Raw genomic sequence first — 17,708 nt, 5'->3', positions numbered from 1 at the left:
GCTGTCCCCTCTCGATGCGTTCTGCCGACGGTAGCAGTTCGCGGTCTAGACCAAGGGTGGGGCGCGTCAGGCGCCGACCAGGGGGGAGCCCGGGGGCGTCCGCAGGGGCTCGGCGAGGTCGGCCAGCGCCCGTTCCAGGCCGTGCAGGTGGGCGAGGGCGGGTTCCGTGGGCGGCTCGGCGGGGGCGGTGATGTGCTCCGAGCCCCTGGTGAGGGCTTCCACGGCGGCCTCGACCCGCCAGCAGGCGGCGGCGAGCCGGGCGTCGTGGGAGGCCTCCGGGTCACCGGCGACGGCGACCAGGCCGCGGACCTCCCTCGCGCAGTCGTCCAGGAGCGCGAGGACCCGGCGGGCGCGGCGCTTGCGCTCGGACATCGGGTTGAGCGGGTGCACGAGCGGGGCGACCGAGAGCCGTACCCGGCCGAGCAGCTGTTCCAGTTCGGCCACCCGGGGCGCCGGGTCCGCGGCGGAGGCGCCGGCGAGCCGGGCGGCGGCCTCGGCCGTGCAGTCGTGCACGCAGCGCAGGGCGCGCCTGATCCAGGCGTCGGTGGTGAGGTGGGTGGTGACCGGCAGCACGAACAGCACGGCGAGTACGGCGCCGAGTGCGCCCACCGCGGTCTCGGCCAGGCGCAGCGCCAGCAGGTCCGGGGTGAGGACGCCGAGCAGGCCGTAGAGCAGCGCGGCGAGGAACGTCACCCACAGCATCATCCACGTGTAGGAGACGGCGGCCGTGTAGAAGACGCCGAAGACGGCGACGGCGACCAGTACGGCGGTGGGGACCGGGGCGCCGTGCACGGGGGCGGCGGCCAACAGGCCCAGGGCGATGCCGATGACCGTACCGAGGACCCGGCGGAAGCCCCGTACCAGCGTCTCGCCGCGGGAGGCGGTGTTGACGAAGATCCACCAGGTGGCGCCCACCGCCCAGTACCAGCGCTGACCGGACACCAGCTGGCCGACGACCAGCGCGAAACCCGCGCCCGCGGTCGCCTGCACGGCCTGCCGGGTGGTCACCCGGGCCAGGCCGGTGCCGGCGGGCGGGGCAGGCACGGGTGCCGTGGGCAGTCGGCGTTCGTAGCACCACAGGCCGAAGCGGACGGCGGCGGCGCAGAGCACGGACAGCAGGACGGCGGCGGCCAGGTCCGGCAGCTGGACCAGGGTGGCATGCAGGAACTGGGCCACGAAGTAGGTCATGAAGGCGAACACGCCGAGGCTGTGACCGCGCGGCCCCCAGCGACGCGCGTACACACCGGCGCCGACCACGGCGAGGAAGACCAGGTCCCGGGCGACCGGTACGCCGTGCAGTGCGGCCGCGGCCGTGAGGACCGGCAGGCCCACGACGGGCAGCAGCGCCGTGGTGACGGCCTGCCCCCGCACGGTGGGGTCCGTGACCGTGAACAGGGCGAGCAGGGCGGCGAGACCGCCGGCGACGGCGCCTGTGAGCGATTGGCCGGCCAGGGCGCAGACCACGACGGCGAGCCCGATGCCGAGCACGGCCCGCGCGGCGAAGCGCAGTCGCACCCGCCCCGGGTCAGGAGCCGTGAACACCCTCTTCAGCACTGATTCCCCTCCCACGGGCGGCATGGAAATGGCGCCGCGGGGATCCGCAGCGCCATCGACACGAACATGAGAGCACCGTGGGGGCAGCTGGCTCAAGTGAGGCCGAATTCACTGTGCCATCGGTCCAGTTCGGAGGCGGACGCCGACGGACCCGCGAGGCCATTGGCCCAGCTCGCGGCGAACGCGACGTGAGCCATTGGTACAGTCGTAGGCGATGACCGTGGACGAGCTGGACACCCGCATTCTTCGACTGCTGCTGGAGCAGCCGCGTACCAGTGTGCGCGAGTACGCCCGGATCCTCGGTGTCGCCCGGGGCACCCTGCAGGCCCGGCTGGACCGGCTGGAGCGGGACGGTGTGATCACCGGGACCGGGCCCGTGCTCTCCCCCGCCGCGCTCGGCCATCCGGTGCTGGCGTTCGTGCACATCGAGGTCACCCAGGGACATCTGGACGACGTGGGGGAGGCGCTGGCCGCCGTGCCGGAGATCGTGGAGGCGTTCTCGATCACGGGCGGCGGGGATCTGCTGACCCGCGTGGTGGCGCGGGACAACGCGCACCTGGAGGACGTGATCCAGAAGTTGATCAGCCTGCCGGGCGTGGTGCGCACCCGGACCGAGGTGGCGCTGCGCGAACGCGTCCCGCACCGGCTGCTGCCGCTGGTGGAGTCGATCGGCCGGGCGGCGCGGGGATGACGGCGTCCTGACCGGCGTCGCACCGAGGGGCTGACCCGTTCGCTCCGCCGGTCGTGCGACGACCCGAATGACTGCATAGCGTGTCCGTATGACCACGACCTGGGCAGCACCACAGCAGCCGGCCACCGAAGACCGGCGCTGGAAGGCGCTCGGGGTCTGTCTGACGGCGGGCTTCATCTCGCTGCTCGACACCTCGATCGTGAACGTCGCCCTGCCCTCCATGGAACACGGGCTGGGTGCCACGGATGCCGCCCAGGCCTGGGTGGTCTCCGGATACGCCCTCACCTTCGGGCTGGCCCTGGTACCCGCGGGCCGGCTCGGTGACATGCGCGGCCGCCGCCAGGCGTTCCTCATCGGCCTCGCGGTCTTCACCGTGGCGTCGGCGGCCTGCGGACTCGCGACGAGCCCGGACTCGCTGGTGGCGTTCCGGCTGATCCAGGGCGCGGCGGCGGGCATGGTCGCCCCGCAGACGTCGGGGCTGATCCAGCAGATGTTCCAGGGCAGCGAACGGGCCAGGGCCTTCGGGCTGCTCGGCACTGTCATCGGGGTGTCGACGGCGGTGGGCCCGCTGGCCGGCGGTGTGATCATCGACGCCGTCGGCACCGACGACGGCTGGCGCTGGGTGTTCTTCGTCAACCTGCCCATCGGTGTGGTCGCGCTGGCCGCGGGGCTGCGGCTGCTGCCGCGGTTCCCCGCCGTCGGCAAGCGGGAGGAGTTCGACCCGGTCGGGGTGCTGCTCCTCGGCTCCGGTGTGCTCGCGCTGATGCTGCCGCTGGTGCAGGAGCAGCAGTGGACCGGGCGGCAGAAGTGGGCGCTGCTGCCGCTGGGCGCGCTGCTGCTGGGCCTGTTCTGGACGTGGGAGCGGCGCCAGGGCCGGCTCGGCCGGGCACCGCTGGTCGATCTGCGCCTGTTCTCGTTGCGGTCCTTCACCCTCGGCGCGCTGATCAGCCTGACCTACTTCGCGGGCTTCACCACGGTCTTCTTCGTGCTCGCCCTGTTCCTGCAGAACGCGGCGGGATACAGCGCGCTGGCCGCCGGCGTCACGGTGCTGCCGTTCGCGGCGTCCTCCGCGGTCGGCGCCGCGCTCGGCGGCCGGATGGTGGTACGGCACGGACGCAAGCTGGTCGTCCTCGGCCTCAGCGGGGCGGCGCTCGGGCTGCTCGGTATCGTCGCGGTGGTGCGGACCGTGCCGTTGGACAGCCTGGGGTGGGCGGCCGTGCTGCCGATGATCGTCGGCGGGATCGGCTCCGGCGTCACGGTCTCCCCCAACACCACGCTCACGCTCATGCGGGTCCCGGTGCAGCGGGCCGGCGCCGCCGGCGGGGTGCTGCAGACCGGCCAGCGCGTCGGCTCGGCGGCCGGGATCGCCGTGGTGGGGTCCGTGTACTTCGCGCATCTGGCCAACCACGGGTCGGCCGTCGAGGCGCTCCAGTACGGCCTGCTGACGTCCGTGGGACTCATCCTGCTGGCGCTCTGCCTGGCGGTCGCCGACCTGCGGGAACGGACGAAGGCACCGCAGGGCCTGGAACCGCGGGCCCTGGCGCCGCAGGGCCTGGAACCGTAGGAGCGGACCGGGCCCGCGGCCCGCCCCTGGTCATGACCGGCGGCGGGGCTTCGCGCGTTTCGCGGGCTTGGCGGGCTGGGCGCGCTTGGCTCCCGTGCCGCGCGACCGCGGCGTTCCGCGGCCGGCCTGCGCCGCCTTGGCCTGCGCGGGCTTCTGCGACCGCCCGGCCCGCTCCGGCTTCTGCTCCTTCTCCGGCGCCTGCTGCCGGCCCCGGCTGCTGTTGACCGTGCGGCCGCGGACGATGCCGATGAAGTCGTCGACCAGGTCGGTGGTGGCCTCCTCCGGCCAGGACAGCGCCACGGTCGACCGGGGGCCGTCGGTGAGCGGCCGGTAGGTGAGGTCGCGACGGTGGTACAGCCGGGCCAGGGACTGGGGTACCACGAGCAGGCCCACGCCGGCGGCGACCAGTTCGACGGCGTCCTCGGTGGTGGCGGGGCGCTCGAAGGCCGGCTCGCCGGGCGGGGCGTCCCAGTCGAACACGTCGTCCAGGGGGTGGCAGAGGACCTCGTCGGCGAGGTCGGCGACGGTGACCTCCTCGGCCGCGGTGATCACGTGGTCCTTGGGGGCGACGACCACGGTGGTCTCGGTGTAGAGGGGGATCGCGCTGAAGAACGTGCGGTCCACGGGGAGCCGTACGAAACCGGCGTCCGCGTCGCCCGCGCGCAGCAGGCCGGCCACCTCGGCGGCGGGGACCTGGTGGAGCGTGAGGGGGACGTCGGGCAGGCGCTCGCTCCAGATCCGGACCCATTTGGCGGGCGTCACGCCGGGGACGTACGCGAGCCGGAACGACGGTGTTTCCTCCGAGCCTGTCACCAGGCAAGGTTAACCGGCCGCGGTCGGGGGCGGTGGACGGCCCGGCACCGGAGCGGTCGGCCACGCGTGGTCGCGAGCGGGCCGGCACGCGTGGTCGGCGCTCGTATCCCCGGCCGATACCCTTGACCTCATGAGTTCGCACCAGACCGCCCAGACGATGAAGCCCGCGACCGCGGCGAAAAAGCTGGGCGTGTACCTGCCCGCCACGCCCGCCGCCTTCCAGGAGGGCGTCGTCACGCGCGCCGAGCTGGACGAGCTCCAGGCGAACCCGCCGCAGTGGCTGCTCGACCTGCGGGCCGACGGGCCGCACCCGCGTCCGGTGGTCGCGGCCAAGCTGGGCGTGTCCATCGCGGGTCTGGCACGCGGCGGGGTGACGGAGGCGCTGACCACCGTGCAGATCGAGGAGCTCAAGCGCGAGCTGCCCGAGTGGCTGCGCAAGGAGCGCGCCACCCAGGCCGAGGTCCGCAAGGAGGGCGCCCGGCTGAAGAGCCTGAAGCGCGAGAAGGAGGCGGGGCGGGGCTGATCCCGGCCGCCCGTTCGGCTCTCTCCCACGGCCCCGTCCGAGGCACGCCCGCCTCGGACGGGGCCGTTGCCGTGCGGACCTGCGTTTCGCGTCCGTCGTGGACCGCGGAGCGCGTTGTCAGTGGTGCCCCTTACAGTTCCCAGCACTTGATCACTGCGGTGCGGGGAGGCACGCATGGGGTGGGTGACGGCCGGGGACTACGAGGTGGCCCTGGACGACGGGAAGGTGGTCTGCCGCAACGCGGCGGGGCGGCGGCTGAAGTCCGTGCCGGCGAAGCTGGCGGACGATCCGGCCGTCCTGGGGCTGCGGCAGCTCACCGAGTGGCTGGAGCGGCACGAACGGCAGTGCCTGGCCGACGTGGAGCGGTGGATGACCCGCTCGCTGCCGGTGCCGCTGGCCGTCCTGACCCGGGTCTGGCCGGACCCCGCCTGGCGGGCGGCGCTGCGCGACCTGGTCGTCACCGACGCCGACGGCGAGGTGGCCGGATTCCTGCGGGACGCCGACGCCGAGCGCGGGCTCGGCCTGGTCGACCTCGACGGCGACACCGTGCGCATCGCCCCCGACCTGGTCCGGCTGCCGCACCCGGTGCTGCTCGACGACCTCGCGGAGCTGCGGGAGTTCGCCGTGGAGCTGGGCGTCGAGCAGCGGGCGCAGCAGCTGTTCCGGGAGGTCTGGCACCGCCCGGCGACGCTGGACGCGCAGGCCACCCAGGTCGACGAGTACGCGGGCGGCGTCTTCAAGGAACTGCGGTTCCTGCACGGCAGAGCCACCCAGCTGGGGTACCGCGTGCGCGGCGGGTACGCGGTGTGCTCGGTGCTGGAGGCGGGCCGCGGGGTGGAGGCCCGGGTCTGGGTCGGTGACTTCGACGGCTACTACGAGACCGAGACCGGCCCGCTGGCGTGGACGGATCCGGCGGGCCGGACGCTGAAGCTGGGTCAGGTCGGCCCGGTCGCCTGGTCGGAGGGCATGCGGATGGCGGCGGCGCTGTACGCGGGACGGGACGTCGAGGACGAGGAGCGGGCGGCATGAGCAGGTACGACGAGACCACCGCGGCCGCGCTGCTCGACGCCGGCGCGATCCTGCCCGCGGGCACGACCCGGCGCGAGGACGCCGACGTCCTGACCGCCCGCACGTACACCCATCCCGCACTGGACGACCGCCCGGTGGTGCGGCTGGTGCCGGGCACCCTCGGCGAGGCCGAGGACCTGGCCCTGGAGTTCCTCGGCCTGGCCCGGGAACCGGAGGCGCCCGAGGTGGGCCAGGTGCGCCGGGAGACCCTCGGCTTCCCCGCCTGGGCCCTGGTCCACGACCCGGCCAACGGCCATCACGCCCTCGCCCTGGTCAAGGACGTGGAGCGGCTGGCCCGGCAGGCCAAGTCCAAGCCGGGCAACGCGAAGGAGGGCTTCGAGGCGCTCGGCGAACGCCTGGGCCGTGCGGTCCCGCACTTCCTGCCCACGTTCTACGAGCAGGCCGCGCGGGTCTTCCTCCAGCACGAGAACACCACCTACGCGGCCGCCTTCTTCGGCAAGGCCAGGGAGGCGGAGCGGGTGCACGCCCTCGCGGTGGACGAGGAGCGGCAGCGGGCGGTGTTCCTGGAGTTCGCGTTCGCCGGGGCGCTCACCGTGAAGGCCCTCAAGGAGTACGTGCGGGACCTGGCCCGGCGACTCGAACCGGCCGTCGCCTGGGCCCAGTTCCGGCAGCTGACGGTGGAGCGCTGCGCGGCCGGGATGCCGCCGTACGCCTCGCTGCCGCAGGACGCGCGCGGGCTGATCAAGGCGGCCGGTACGGACCGGGTCACCGAGGAGTGCGCGCTCGTCGCCGACCTGCTGGCGTCCCCGGCCGCCGTGCGGGCGCCCGCCTCGTTCTGGAACGCCTACCGAGCCGTGCTGCCGGTCCTGACGGAGCGGCGGCCCGAGATCCGGCTACGGCTGCTGGAGATCATGCCGGCCGGGCTGGGCGGCGAGGTCGCGGACGACGAGTTCTGGCTGGCGCTGCTCGCGGAATGCGGGGCCGACCTGCTGCTCACCGAGGAGGGCGGGGAGGTGGACGCGGCGGACTGGCTGACCCGGTGGGCGCAGCACCGCAAGCACGGGGCGGCGTACGCGCACCGCTCCCCGGCGACGCTGGCGCTGGTCGAGCGGATGGCACCGCGGCTGCGTGCGGCCGGCCGGCCCGTCGACCTGTTCACCGGGCGCTGGCGGGCCGGCGCCGACCTCGATCTGCTGGACCTGTGCGTGGCGGAGGGCATCGCGCTGACCGTGCCCGGCGCCGACGAGGAGGTGCACCTGCCGCTCGGCTTCTGGCTGGGCGACGAGCGGCCCGGACAGCGCGACCTGCAGGCCGTCGCGGCCGAACCCGGTCATCGCCGGCTGCTGGCCCGGGCCGTCGAGGGGCTCGGCCGCGGCCAGGGCAAGGACCTGGCCAAGGCCGCCGCGCATCCGGTGCTCGGCGGCATACTGCGCCAGTGGCTGGAGGAGGCCACCGCGGAGTTCGCCTCCGCGGCCGGACTGCCGGCCGTCGAGAAGGGGCTGGAGCGACTGCGCCCCTTCCGGACCGTGATGCAGGAGAGCCCGCCCGCAGTCCGCCTGCTCACCGGGTACGACATCGTCCCGGTCCTCGGCCGCACGCTGCGCGCCGGCATTCTGGACGAGCTGGGCTGGTCCGCCCTGGACGAGGCGCTGGAGCTGCTGGACAGCGAGATCCGCAAGGACCGGGACAACTCCCTGGCGGTGACCGAGGCCTGGCCCGCGCTGATCCTGGCGCGCGGGCACCGGGCGGTCGTGGTCGGACCCGAGGGGGTGCTGCTCACGCACGAACTGCGGCTGCCCACCGACCTGGACCGCTGGCAGCGGCCTCGGTTCCGGTACGCCGACGGCGAGTTGCTGGTGCTGTGGCGCGACGGCTCGAAGCAGTACGGCTACTGGTCGAGCCGCCCGGCCGACGTGTTCCCGGTCGGCGGCGAGCAGCTCCCCGGCTGGTGGTCCGGCATGGACGCGGCCCACGCGTCGATCCCGCTGCCCGGAGGCGGCCGCGCCACGGGCGGCCGGACCCTGCACGCCGGGGACACCGTCCTGCCGCCGAGCCGCCCGGTGATCGGCGACGGCTTCACCTGCTGGCGGCAGGGCAGGCAGGGCCGGCAGTCGGTGTGGCTGGAGTACGACCCGGCGACCGGCGAGCACGGACGGGCGTCGCTGCCCGCGCTGCTGGCGTCCGCGGTCCAGGAGGACGCCTCGCTGCGACACGGCTCCTGCGAGGTGCTGCCGCTGCAACCCGGCCTTGAGCAGAGCCCGTTCGGCACCGACGGCACGGTGCTCGGGCGGTGGGTGAGCACCCGGGGCGAGGGCGCCGAGGCCCGCACGACCGCCGGTACGCCGGACGGACGGACGGCGACCCTGCGTACGGGGCACGACGGCCGGGTGCCGTTGGGGGCGCTGCGGCTGCCGGGCGGGGCGGAGCCGATCGCCGCGCAGACGTACCAGAGCGTCTCCCTGCACGCGGACGACGGCACGGAGCTGGGCCGGGCGTCCTTCGGTGAGTCCGGCGGGGCGTACGCGGCGGGGACGCGGCTGGTGCCGCCGGTCCCGTTCTGGCACGCGCTGCGTCCCCGCGACGAACGCGGCTCCGCCGTGCTGCGCGCCCTGTCCGACGACTCGGCGGCCGAGCTGATGCGGACGACGGCGACCGCACTGGACGAACGGCAGGAGGCGCTGACCCGGGCCGGTCAGGACGAGAAGGCCAGGGCCGCGGTGCCCGCCGCCGACGAGGTCGCCCTGACCGCGGTGGCGGCGGCACTGCCCGAACTGACCGACCGGCGGCTGCTCGCCGGGGTCGCCTCCCTCGTCCGAGCGGCACTGCGGGCCCGCGAGACGGCCACGAAACTCGCCACACCGCCGCAGGAGGTGGCGCGGCAGCCCCGGCAGCGGACCGAGGGCATGTTCGCCGACTACAGTCCCGAGCACGGCGGGGACCGCGCGCTGCGCGAGGCCGCCGCCGGACTCGTGACCCTGGAGAACGCGTGGTACGCCGGTTTCGCCACGTTGCGCCAGATCCGCTCGGTGAACCACGTGCTGTCCGGAAAGCCCGCCGACGGCACACCGCTCGCGCACCGCGACCGGCACGCCGTCGGCGACGGCTGGCTGAGCGACGAGCACACCGTCCCCCGCATCGGCGCGGTGTGGCCGCCGGTCCTGGGCGCCCTGCGGCCACTCGCCTACCGGGCCGCCTCGCCCGCGCTCTCCGACGTCCAGCGCGAGCCGCTGCTCCTGCTGTTCGAGGCGCTGACCGAGGGACCGCTCCCCGGGCTCGGGAACACCCTGCGCGAGGTCGTGCTGGGCGAACCGCACGACGATCAGCAGCGGGCGGGCCAGGTGCTGCGCCGGGACGGCCGTACGGTGGTCGTGCTCGGCTGCCAGAGCGTGGACCCGCAGCGGGGCCGGGTCGAGTGGCTGGCCCTCGACCACGATCCGTCCGGGGTGTTCGGCGCCGTGGGTCACTTCACCCTGGTCGAGGAGACCCGGTACACCCCGGGGATACCGGCCCGGCGGCTCGCCGAACTCACCCGGCTGGTCCGGGACAAGGGCTCAGCGCCCTGGCGGCCCGAGGCCCCCGGCGAACTGGTGGCCGCGACGGACGGCGGCCTCGGCCCGCTCCAGGCCGCCGTGCTGGTGGCCGGGCAGCCGCAGGCGCCCGCCGCCGAGGAGCTCGCCGTCATCGGCCTCAAACCCCGGCAACGGGCCTTCGGCACCGAACTGCTGAACTCGCTCGGCCAGGACGAACAGCGGGCACTGCTCGGTGCCCTGCTTCCCGAGGACCCCGCCGAGCTGTGGACGACCGGCCCGTGCACGGCTGCCGCGGGCCGGCTGTGGGCCGAGCGGCTCGGCACCCTGGTCCGCCTGCCGGAGGACCTCAGCACCGATCTCGCCGGCATGGGAATCGCTCACGCGGAGAGCGTGCTCAACCCTTCGCGGGTCCCCTGGCTCGCCCGAACCACGGTGTTCCGGCCCGACGCGGACGGCGACCTGACGCCCGCCGACCCGTCGGCGGTGCCCAGCTCGCACGCGCTGACGGGAGCCGTGGAGAGCCTGGCCGCGCTCGCGTACGTGCTGCCGTACGGACATCCGCTGCGGACCGGGCTGCCGGCCGGGCTGGCCGCGCTGCGCCGTCGCCTGTCCGACCCCGAACTGCTGCTGGACCTGGGCCTGGACTGGACCGAGAAGAACGGTCCGGCCTCCGTGCAGCTGCGCAAGGTGTACGGCCTGCTCGAGACCGGTGGCGGCGACGCGCACGGGGTGACGCGGGTCGGCGAGGCGCTGGTGCTGCTCCCCTGGTACGCGCAGACGGAGCACGTCCAGCTCCGGCCGGCCGCGCTGAGCGGCCCGGACGACTCCGTCCTCGGGCTCCTGGAGGGCCTGGTCGGCCCGGGGCGCTGGTCCGGCCTGCGGGCCGTCCGCACGCTCCTCGGCGGCGAACTCGCCCGTGCCGTCGCGGCGGAGGGGCCCGCGGGACACCCGCAGGACCCCACGGTCACCGTGCCTGCGCTGGTCGCCGAGGTCGCCGCGGCCCACGGCCTGGGCGAGGACGCGGCGGCGCTCTACCTCCAGCTGCTCGCGCTGCCCGACCCGACCGACCGCAACTGCGCGCGCTGGGGCGGCTGGAAGCCCGCCCGGGCGAAGAAGGCGCGGGCCGAACTCGCGGCGACCGCTCTGGTGGTCGAGGCGAAGCGGCCCCGCGCCGGCCGCACCCTGTTCCTGCCCTGCGGCTGGCGTGACCTCGCGGCTCCGGCCCTGCCGGTGGAGACCTGGAAGGAGGCCCTCTACCCGGTCTCCGACGGCGAACGCACCCTGCCGCTGGTCCCGGTGCCGGAGCTGTTCGCCCGCGCCTGGGAACGCGTACGGGCCGGGGACCCGCCCGCGTACGAGCAGCTGACGACCCGGGCGACCCGCGGAGGCCGCCGCCGATGACCACGATCCGCTCCACCACCGAGGACGCCCCGCAGATGACCGCCACCACCGCTCCCCTCCGCCAGATCGTCCCGCCCGAGGACCGGTACGCCACCGAACTGGCCTTCCTCGCCGCGTACGACTCCGGGCCGCGCCCCCCCGCGTGGCGGCTCACGCCCCGGGCCGTCGTCACCTTCGTCATGGGCAGCGGCGGGCGGGCGCTGCGGCTGCCCGACGACGCCGAGGTGCCGCAGGGGGTGCCGCGCCGGCTGGTCGTGGCGGACAAGTTCGTCGGCGACCGCGCCCTCGTAGAACGCTGTGTGGTGACCCTCGCCGGTGAGCGGGGGCTGCTGCTGGTCGGCGAGCCGGGCACGGCCAAGTCGATGCTGTCCGAGCTGCTGTCGGCCGCGGTGTGCGGCACCAGCGGTCTGGTCGTGCAGGGCACCGCGGGCACGACCGAGGACCAGCTCAAGTACGGCTGGAACTACGCCCTGCTGCTCGCGCAGGGACCCAGCAGGCAGGCCCTCGTCCCGTCCCCGGTGCTCACCGCGATGACCAGGGGTGCCGTCGCGCGCGTGGAGGAGGTCACGCGGTGTCTGCCGGAAGTCCAGGACTCCCTGGTGTCGCTGCTGTCCGAGCGGCGCATCGCGGTGCCCGAACTCGCGGGCACCGAGGACGCGTTGGCGCACGCGGCGCCGGGCTTCACCCTCATCGCCACGGCCAACCTGCGGGACCGGGGTGTCTCGGAGATGTCGGCCGCACTCAAGCGGCGCTTCAACTTCGAGACCGTGGGCCCCATCCCGGACCTGGACGCCGAGACCGCGCTGGTGCGGGGCCAGGCCAAGGCGTCCGTGGAGCGGGCCGGGGCCCCCTTCCAGGTCGACGACGCGGTCCTGGAGGCCCTGGTCACCGCGTTCCGTGACCTGCGCGAGGGACGGTCGGCCGAGGGGTGGGAGGTGGAGCGCCCGTCCACGGTGATGAGCACGGCGGAGGCGGTGTCGGTGGCGGGCGCGCTGGCCCTGGCCGCGGCCTACTTCCCCGGCGACCGGGACGTCCTCGGCCTGCTGCCGGGCCATCTCCTGGGGGTCGTGCGCAAGGACGACCCCGCCGACGCGGCCCGGCTGCGCGGTTATTGGGACGGCCCGGTCCGACGCCGTGCGGAACAGGGCTCGGCGACCTGGCGCACCCTGTGGGACCTGCGCACGGTCCTGGAGGCGTGACGCCGTGTCCGAACCGCCCGAGAACGTCGCGTCCGGCTCATGTGAGGACGTAGCGTTCGACTCCCCCGAATCGGCGCTCGCTGCCCTCACCGATCCCGCGGGGCCCTACCTGATCGGTGTGCGGCACCACGCGCCGTCGCTGGCCGCGGCCGTCCCGGCGCTGCTGGGCGAGGCGAAGCCGGACGTCGTGCTCGTGGAGTTGCCGGCCGAGTTGCAGGAGTGGCTGCCTTGGCTCGCCCACGAGGAGACCCGGGCCCCGGTGGCGCTCGCCGCGGCACCGGCCGACGGCAGCGGCGGCCCGGCCTTCTACCCGTTCGCGGACTTCTCCCCGGAGCTCGCGGCGGTGCGGTGGGCCGCGCGGTACGCGGTACCGGTGGTGGCCTGCGACCTGCCACTGGCGGACCGCGGCCGGCTGGAGCGGGAGTCCACGGCGGCGCGGGGGCCGGGGGGCCTGTCGGCCGCCCTGCGTTCCCGGCTCACGGGCCGCCCGGGGGACGACCTCTGGGACCGGCTGGTGGAGACGACCGCGCCCGGTTCGGCACCGGAGGCACTGCGCAGGGCGGCGCTGCTGACGGGGTGGGCGCTGCGGGCGGAGTCGGCCGTGTCGGAGGTGGATCTGCACCGGGAGGAGTGGATGCGCGCACGGCTGGCGGAGGCGTCGAAGAACGGGGAGCGGGTGGCCATGGTGGTCGGCGCCTTCCACACACCGGCACTGACACGCCCCTACGGGGGCGCGGGGCCGCATTCGATGCCCGGCTGCCGCCGCGTGGGCACGACCGGCCCCCACCGGCCCGCCCGCGAATGGACCACCTCTCTCATCCCCTACACCTACGCCCTCCTGGACGAGCGCTCCGGCTACCCCGCCGGTATCCGCGACCCCGAGTGGCAGCACATGGTCCTCCAAGCGGGCGGTGAACCGGCCGTGCTGGAGGACGCGTTGACCCGCGCCGCGGTCCGGATCTGCGCCGCCCTCCGCGACCAGGGCCACCCCTCGGGCCCGGCGGACGCACAGGAGATCACCCGCCTCGCCGGAGACCTCGCCCGGCTGCGCGGCCTCCCCGCCGCGGGCCGTGGCGAGCTGGTCGAGGCGGTCCAGACGGTGCTGGCCCAGGGCGAGCCGTACGGCCGGGGCCGAGCCGTCGCGCGAGCGATGGAGACGGTACTGATCGGCAACCGCACCGGCCGCCCCGCGCCCGCCGCACCGCGCAGCGGCCTCCTCCCGGCGGTGGAGGCCGAGATCGGCGTCCTCGGTCTGCCCGGTCCGGCCGACGGCGGCCCCGGAGCACCCCGGGACCTCCGCCTCGACCCGCTCCGCTCGGACCTCGACCGCCGCCGCGAACTGCTGCTGCGCCGACTGACGTTGTGCTCGGTGCCGTACGCCGAGCAACGGCCGGTGACCGGTACCGGCGGCGCCGACGCCCTCACCTCCCGCTGGGAGGTCCGCTGGACACCGGCCACCGCCGCGATGCTGGCGGCCGCGGGGATCCGCGGGGTGACCCTCGCCCAGGCGGCCGAGGGCCTGTTGCGCGAGCGCGCCCGCACCGAGCGGGACGCCGGCGGGCCCACGGCGGCACAGGTGCTGGACGGTCTGGAGCAGGCGGCGCACTGCGGTCTGCCCGACCTCGTGGCGGAGCGGCTCGGTGACACCGCCGAGGTACTGCCCGACGCCGGTACGCTCCCCGAACTCCTCACCGGGCTGGCCCTGCTGGACCGGCTGCGGGCCGGCCACATCGCCGGTCTCGACGCGGACCGGGACCGTACGGAAAGGGCAGCCGCGGTGGCCGAGCTGCTGACCGCCGCGGCGGTACGCCAGGTGGACGGACTCACCGGTTCCGAGGATCCGGCCGACGCCCACGCCCTGCTCGAACTCGCGCAGCGCGCCGACGCGTTGGGCGGCGTCCGGCTCACCGATGCCCTGGCCCGGCTCGCCGCCGACGGTTCGCCGTTGATGCGGGGCGCCGCCGGGGCCGTCCGGGTACTGCTCGGCCAGGAGGAGCCGGAGGCGTTCGGCGGCCGGGTCGCTTCCTGGGTCGACGGTGCGGTCGACCCCGGCTCCCGGGCCGCGCTCACCGCCCGGTTGACAGGGCTGCTGACGGCGGCCGGGCGGCTGCTGGAGGCGGCGGCACCGACCTTGGAGCCCCTGGTCGACCGGGTGTCGCAGCTGTCCGACCGGGACTTCCTCGACCGGCTTCCGGCCCTGCGCGGCGGTTTCGACACCCTGAGCCCGGCCGACCGGGAGCGCCTGCTGACCGGTGTGGAGGGGCGCCTCGGCACCGACCGCGTCGCCGACACCGGGGCGCTCGATCCGGTTGCCCTGGCCACCTGGACCGGCGCGGACCTCGCGGCCCGCGACACCCTGCGGGTGCTCGGCCTGCTCCCCTCGCCCCGGGATCACGCGGAGCCGGAGGCCGACGGCTCCAGGACCTCCCTGGCCCCGGAGGAGCACCGGCTGTCGCCCGTCGACCGCTGGCGTCTGCTCCTGGGCCGCCGAAGCGACCGACTTCCCCCGTCGGCCGGTGCGCTGGCCACCGCACTCGACGAGCTGTACGGCGGCGGGCGCGGGGAGGGCAGCCGGGGCGGACTCGGCGGCGCGGGCGGTGGGCGTGAGGCGCCGTATCCCGGGGTGCGGGAGTGGTCGCAGGAGCTGGCGGCGCTGTTCGGGCCCGGCATCCGGGAGGAGGTGCTGGCGGCGGCCGCCGCGACGGGGCGCCAGGACGTGCTGGCCGAGCTGGATCCGGACACGGTGCGGCCTTCCGTGGACCTGCTGCGCTCGGTGCTGCGGCATGCCGGCGGGCTGCCCGAGGCCCGGCTCGCGGCACTGCGTCCGCTGGTGCGGCGGCTGGTGGACGCGCTGACCCGGGAGCTGGCGACGCGGCTGCGTCCGGCGTTGCACGGCACCGCGCTGCCGCGTCCCGGCCGGCGCCCCGGCGGCGGCCTCGACCTGCCGCGCACCCTGCGGGCCAACCTGGCCGGCGCCCGCCGCGCACCGGACGGCACGGTGCGGGTGATCCCGGAGCACCCCGTGTTCAGGACCAGGGCCCGGCGGGCCGCCGACTGGCGGCTGATCCTGGTCACCGACGTGTCGGGGTCCATGGAGGCCTCGACGGTCTGGGCCGCGCTCACCGCCTCGGTGCTGGCCGGTGTGCCGACGCTGTCCACCCACTTCCTGGCGTTCTCCACCGAGGTCATCGACCTCACCGACCATGTCGCCGACCCGCTGTCGCTGCTGCTGGAGGTGAGCGTCGGCGGCGGCACCCATATCGCGGCCGGGCTGCGGCACGCGCGGGAGCTGGTGACGGTGCCGTCCCGCACGCTCGTGGTCGTGGTCAGCGACTTCGAGGAGGGCCATCCGGTCGGTGGACTGCTCGCGGAGGTGCGGGCGCTGGTCGGCGCGGGGTGCCAGGTGCTGGGGTGCGCGAGCCTGGACGACTCGGGCCGTCCGCGCTATTCCACCGGGGTCGCGGGGCAGCTGGTCGCCGCGGGGATGCCGGTGGCCGCTCTCAGCCCGCTCGAACTCGCCCGCTGGGTAGGGGAGAAGATCGCATGAGTACCGAACTGCCCGCGGTGGCGCCGGACGTGACCGCGGAACTGGTCGCGGCCCTTTCGCCCCGGCTGCGCAAGCGGCTGGACGCGGGCGTCGCCAAGCTGGCGGGCCGCGCCGTCGTCCGGGACGGTGACACCGTGCGCATCTCCGTCGACGACGAGGGGTCCGTGCTCGAACTGCACGCACCGGGTGGTGTGGTGACCGACGCGGCGGCGGTGCGCTGTGGCTGTCTGCTGGCCCCGGACTGCCTGCACCGGGCGGCGGCGGCCTCGGCGGCACCGGTGGGCGATGCTTCCGGGACCGTGGAGACGCCGGCCGAGGGGTCCGATGGGAGACGGGCACCCGGGCCGACCGCTGCCGAGACTCCCGGCCCGGCCCACGACCCTGCCCCTGCCCCTGCCCCGGAAGGGGAGGAAGCCGCCACCCCCTCTCAGCTCACCGCCGCGCAGGCCCTTCTCGCCGCCGCCGCTGCCGTGCTCGACGCCGGTACGGACGGTTCCGGCGCCGTGGTGCAGGCGGAGTTGTTGCGTGCCGCCCACACCGCGCGGCTCGCCGGTCTGCCCCGGGCGGCCTCGGCCGCGGTGTCCGTGGTCACCGCGTTGCGCGCGGCGCGGGCGGCCGACCCGGCGTTCCGGCTCGCCGACCTGGTCACCGCCCTGTCGGAGACCCTGTACGTGGCCCACCGGGTGCCGTCCGCGACCGGCGGGGAGCTGACGGAGCTGCGCGGCAGCGTACGCCGTCCCTACACCCCGGACGGTTCGCTGCGCCTGTACGGCCTGTTCTCCGAACCCGTGCTCACCGCGAGCGGTTACGCGGGGGCCGTGACCTGGACCGCGGACGCCGCGGGCCGGCTGTGCAGCGTCTCCGACGTGGCACCGGGCGGCGCGGGGCGGGCGGTGGGCGCCGCCGACCGTGCCGTACGGGTCGGTGACACGGCGTTGACGCACCGCGCGTTGTCACGGGCGGGGCTGGCGGTCTCCGGGGCGACTCTGTCTCCGACCGGGCGACTGGGCGCGGGCAAGGGCGTACGGGCCGTGCGGGCGTCCGGCGTGGACTGGCGGGCCGAGCCGCTGGACGGGTTGTGGGCGGTACCGGTTGCCGAGCAGGTCGGGCGCGCCCTCGGCGGCGGGCACGACCTGCTGTTCCTTGAGGTGACGCTGGTCGGTCCGGTGCGGGAGACCACGGGTGACTGCCTGCTGGCCGACTGCGGCGGGGTGCCGCTGCGGCTGACGGTCGCACACGACCATCCGGCGCTCCCGTACCGCGACAACCTGCGGTTGCTGGCCGCCGCCCGCGGCAGCCGGCTCCGGGTGATCGCACGGCTCGCACCGGCTCCGCACGCCCGCGCCCAGTTGCTCGCGAGCGAACACCCCACGCTCGCCGGACAGCGGGTCGACCTGGGTCTCGACCGGCTACAACTGGCGGACGTGCCCGCTCCGCTGCCGGCCGGCACGGCGTCCCCGCCCGAGGAGGCCCCCCTCCACCTGCTGCGCCGCAGGGTCGCCCAGGCGGCCTCGGGGGGCCGGCGCGTGCTGGCCTTCCCCGGGGACTCCGCGGCGGACTCCCGCCGTCTGCGGCGGCACGGTCTCGCCACGGCCGGCGACGTCCTCGACGAACTGCTCGCCGCGGCGGCGGAACGCTCGCGTGATGTCTTCGGCCGCCTGCTCCCGGCGGACACCGGCCGCTTCGCGCGGACCTGGCTCGCCGCGGCGCGCTACACCGACGAGGTGGAGCGGGTGCTGTGCACCGCCGCGTGGGGCGGTTGAGCGGACAGGGCGACCGGGCCGGGCGACCGGTCGCGGGCCGCCGCTCCCCCGTGCCGGCGGCCCGCTCGACCGGAGTCGCCCGCTCCGGCGTCGG

At 75.5% G+C, this 17,708-nt stretch carries 10 protein-coding genes; 8 read left to right on the top strand and 2 right to left on the bottom strand.

The window, feature by feature from the left end; translation table 11 throughout:
* Nucleotides 1–66: 66 nt before the first annotated feature.
* Nucleotides 67–1,554, bottom strand: coding sequence for an FUSC family protein (locus tag AB0G52_RS21205; protein WP_132887411.1), 1,488 nt, complete (start codon nucleotides 1,552–1,554; stop codon nucleotides 67–69).
* Between the two features lie 214 nt (nucleotides 1,555–1,768).
* On the opposite strand from AB0G52_RS21205, the gene AB0G52_RS21200 reads away from it, so the two are divergent.
* Complete coding sequence (locus tag AB0G52_RS21200) at nucleotides 1,769–2,245, top strand: Lrp/AsnC family transcriptional regulator (protein ID WP_358973378.1); 477 nt, start codon at nucleotides 1,769–1,771, stop codon at nucleotides 2,243–2,245.
* A gap of 88 nt (nucleotides 2,246–2,333) precedes the next feature.
* Entirely contained in the window at nucleotides 2,334–3,809 is a 1,476-nt protein-coding gene (locus AB0G52_RS21195; protein ID WP_132887409.1) for an MFS transporter, read from the top strand.
* Nucleotides 3,810–3,839: 30 nt separating this feature from the next.
* Here AB0G52_RS21195 and AB0G52_RS21190 read toward each other — a convergent pair whose 3' ends face one another.
* Entirely contained in the window at nucleotides 3,840–4,622 is a 783-nt protein-coding gene (locus tag AB0G52_RS21190; RefSeq protein ID WP_361337856.1) for a LysR family substrate-binding domain-containing protein, read from the bottom strand.
* Nucleotides 4,623–4,752: 130 nt separating this feature from the next.
* Here AB0G52_RS21190 and AB0G52_RS21185 point away from each other — a divergent pair, with 130 nt between their 5' ends.
* From AB0G52_RS21185 to AB0G52_RS21160, 6 genes are all read left to right on the top strand, one after another.
* Nucleotides 4,753–5,145: a DUF5997 family protein gene (locus tag AB0G52_RS21185; protein WP_132887407.1), complete on the top strand. Its 393-nt coding sequence runs from the start codon at nucleotides 4,753–4,755 to the stop codon at nucleotides 5,143–5,145.
* A gap of 174 nt (nucleotides 5,146–5,319) precedes the next feature.
* Complete coding sequence (locus tag AB0G52_RS21180; protein WP_132887406.1) at nucleotides 5,320–6,174, top strand: DUF4132 domain-containing protein; 855 nt, start codon at nucleotides 5,320–5,322, stop codon at nucleotides 6,172–6,174.
* A complete protein-coding gene (locus AB0G52_RS21175; protein WP_361337854.1) occupies nucleotides 6,171–11,105 on the top strand; it encodes a hypothetical protein in 4,935 nt (1,644 codons plus the stop codon). Before AB0G52_RS21180 ends, AB0G52_RS21175 begins: the two co-directional genes overlap by 4 nt.
* 35 nt (nucleotides 11,106–11,140) lie before the next feature.
* The gene (locus AB0G52_RS21170; RefSeq protein WP_132887687.1) at nucleotides 11,141–12,304 is read left to right on the top strand and encodes an AAA family ATPase; all 1,164 of its coding nucleotides are present in this window, start codon (nucleotides 11,141–11,143) and stop codon (nucleotides 12,302–12,304) included.
* A 4-nt stretch (nucleotides 12,305–12,308) separates the two neighbouring features.
* A complete protein-coding gene (locus AB0G52_RS21165) occupies nucleotides 12,309–15,851 on the top strand; it encodes a DUF5682 family protein (RefSeq protein WP_361337852.1) in 3,543 nt (1,180 codons plus the stop codon).
* Complete coding sequence (locus AB0G52_RS21160; protein ID WP_361337850.1) at nucleotides 15,848–17,614, top strand: hypothetical protein; 1,767 nt, start codon at nucleotides 15,848–15,850, stop codon at nucleotides 17,612–17,614. Before AB0G52_RS21165 ends, AB0G52_RS21160 begins: the two co-directional genes overlap by 4 nt.
* Nucleotides 17,615–17,708 lie beyond the last annotated feature (94 nt).

Source organism: Streptomyces sp. NPDC021562 (genome assembly GCF_040640875.1).
Classification (GTDB): Bacteria; Actinomycetota; Actinomycetes; order Streptomycetales; family Streptomycetaceae; genus Streptomyces.
This window is presented reverse-complemented; position numbering and strand designations above follow the sequence as displayed.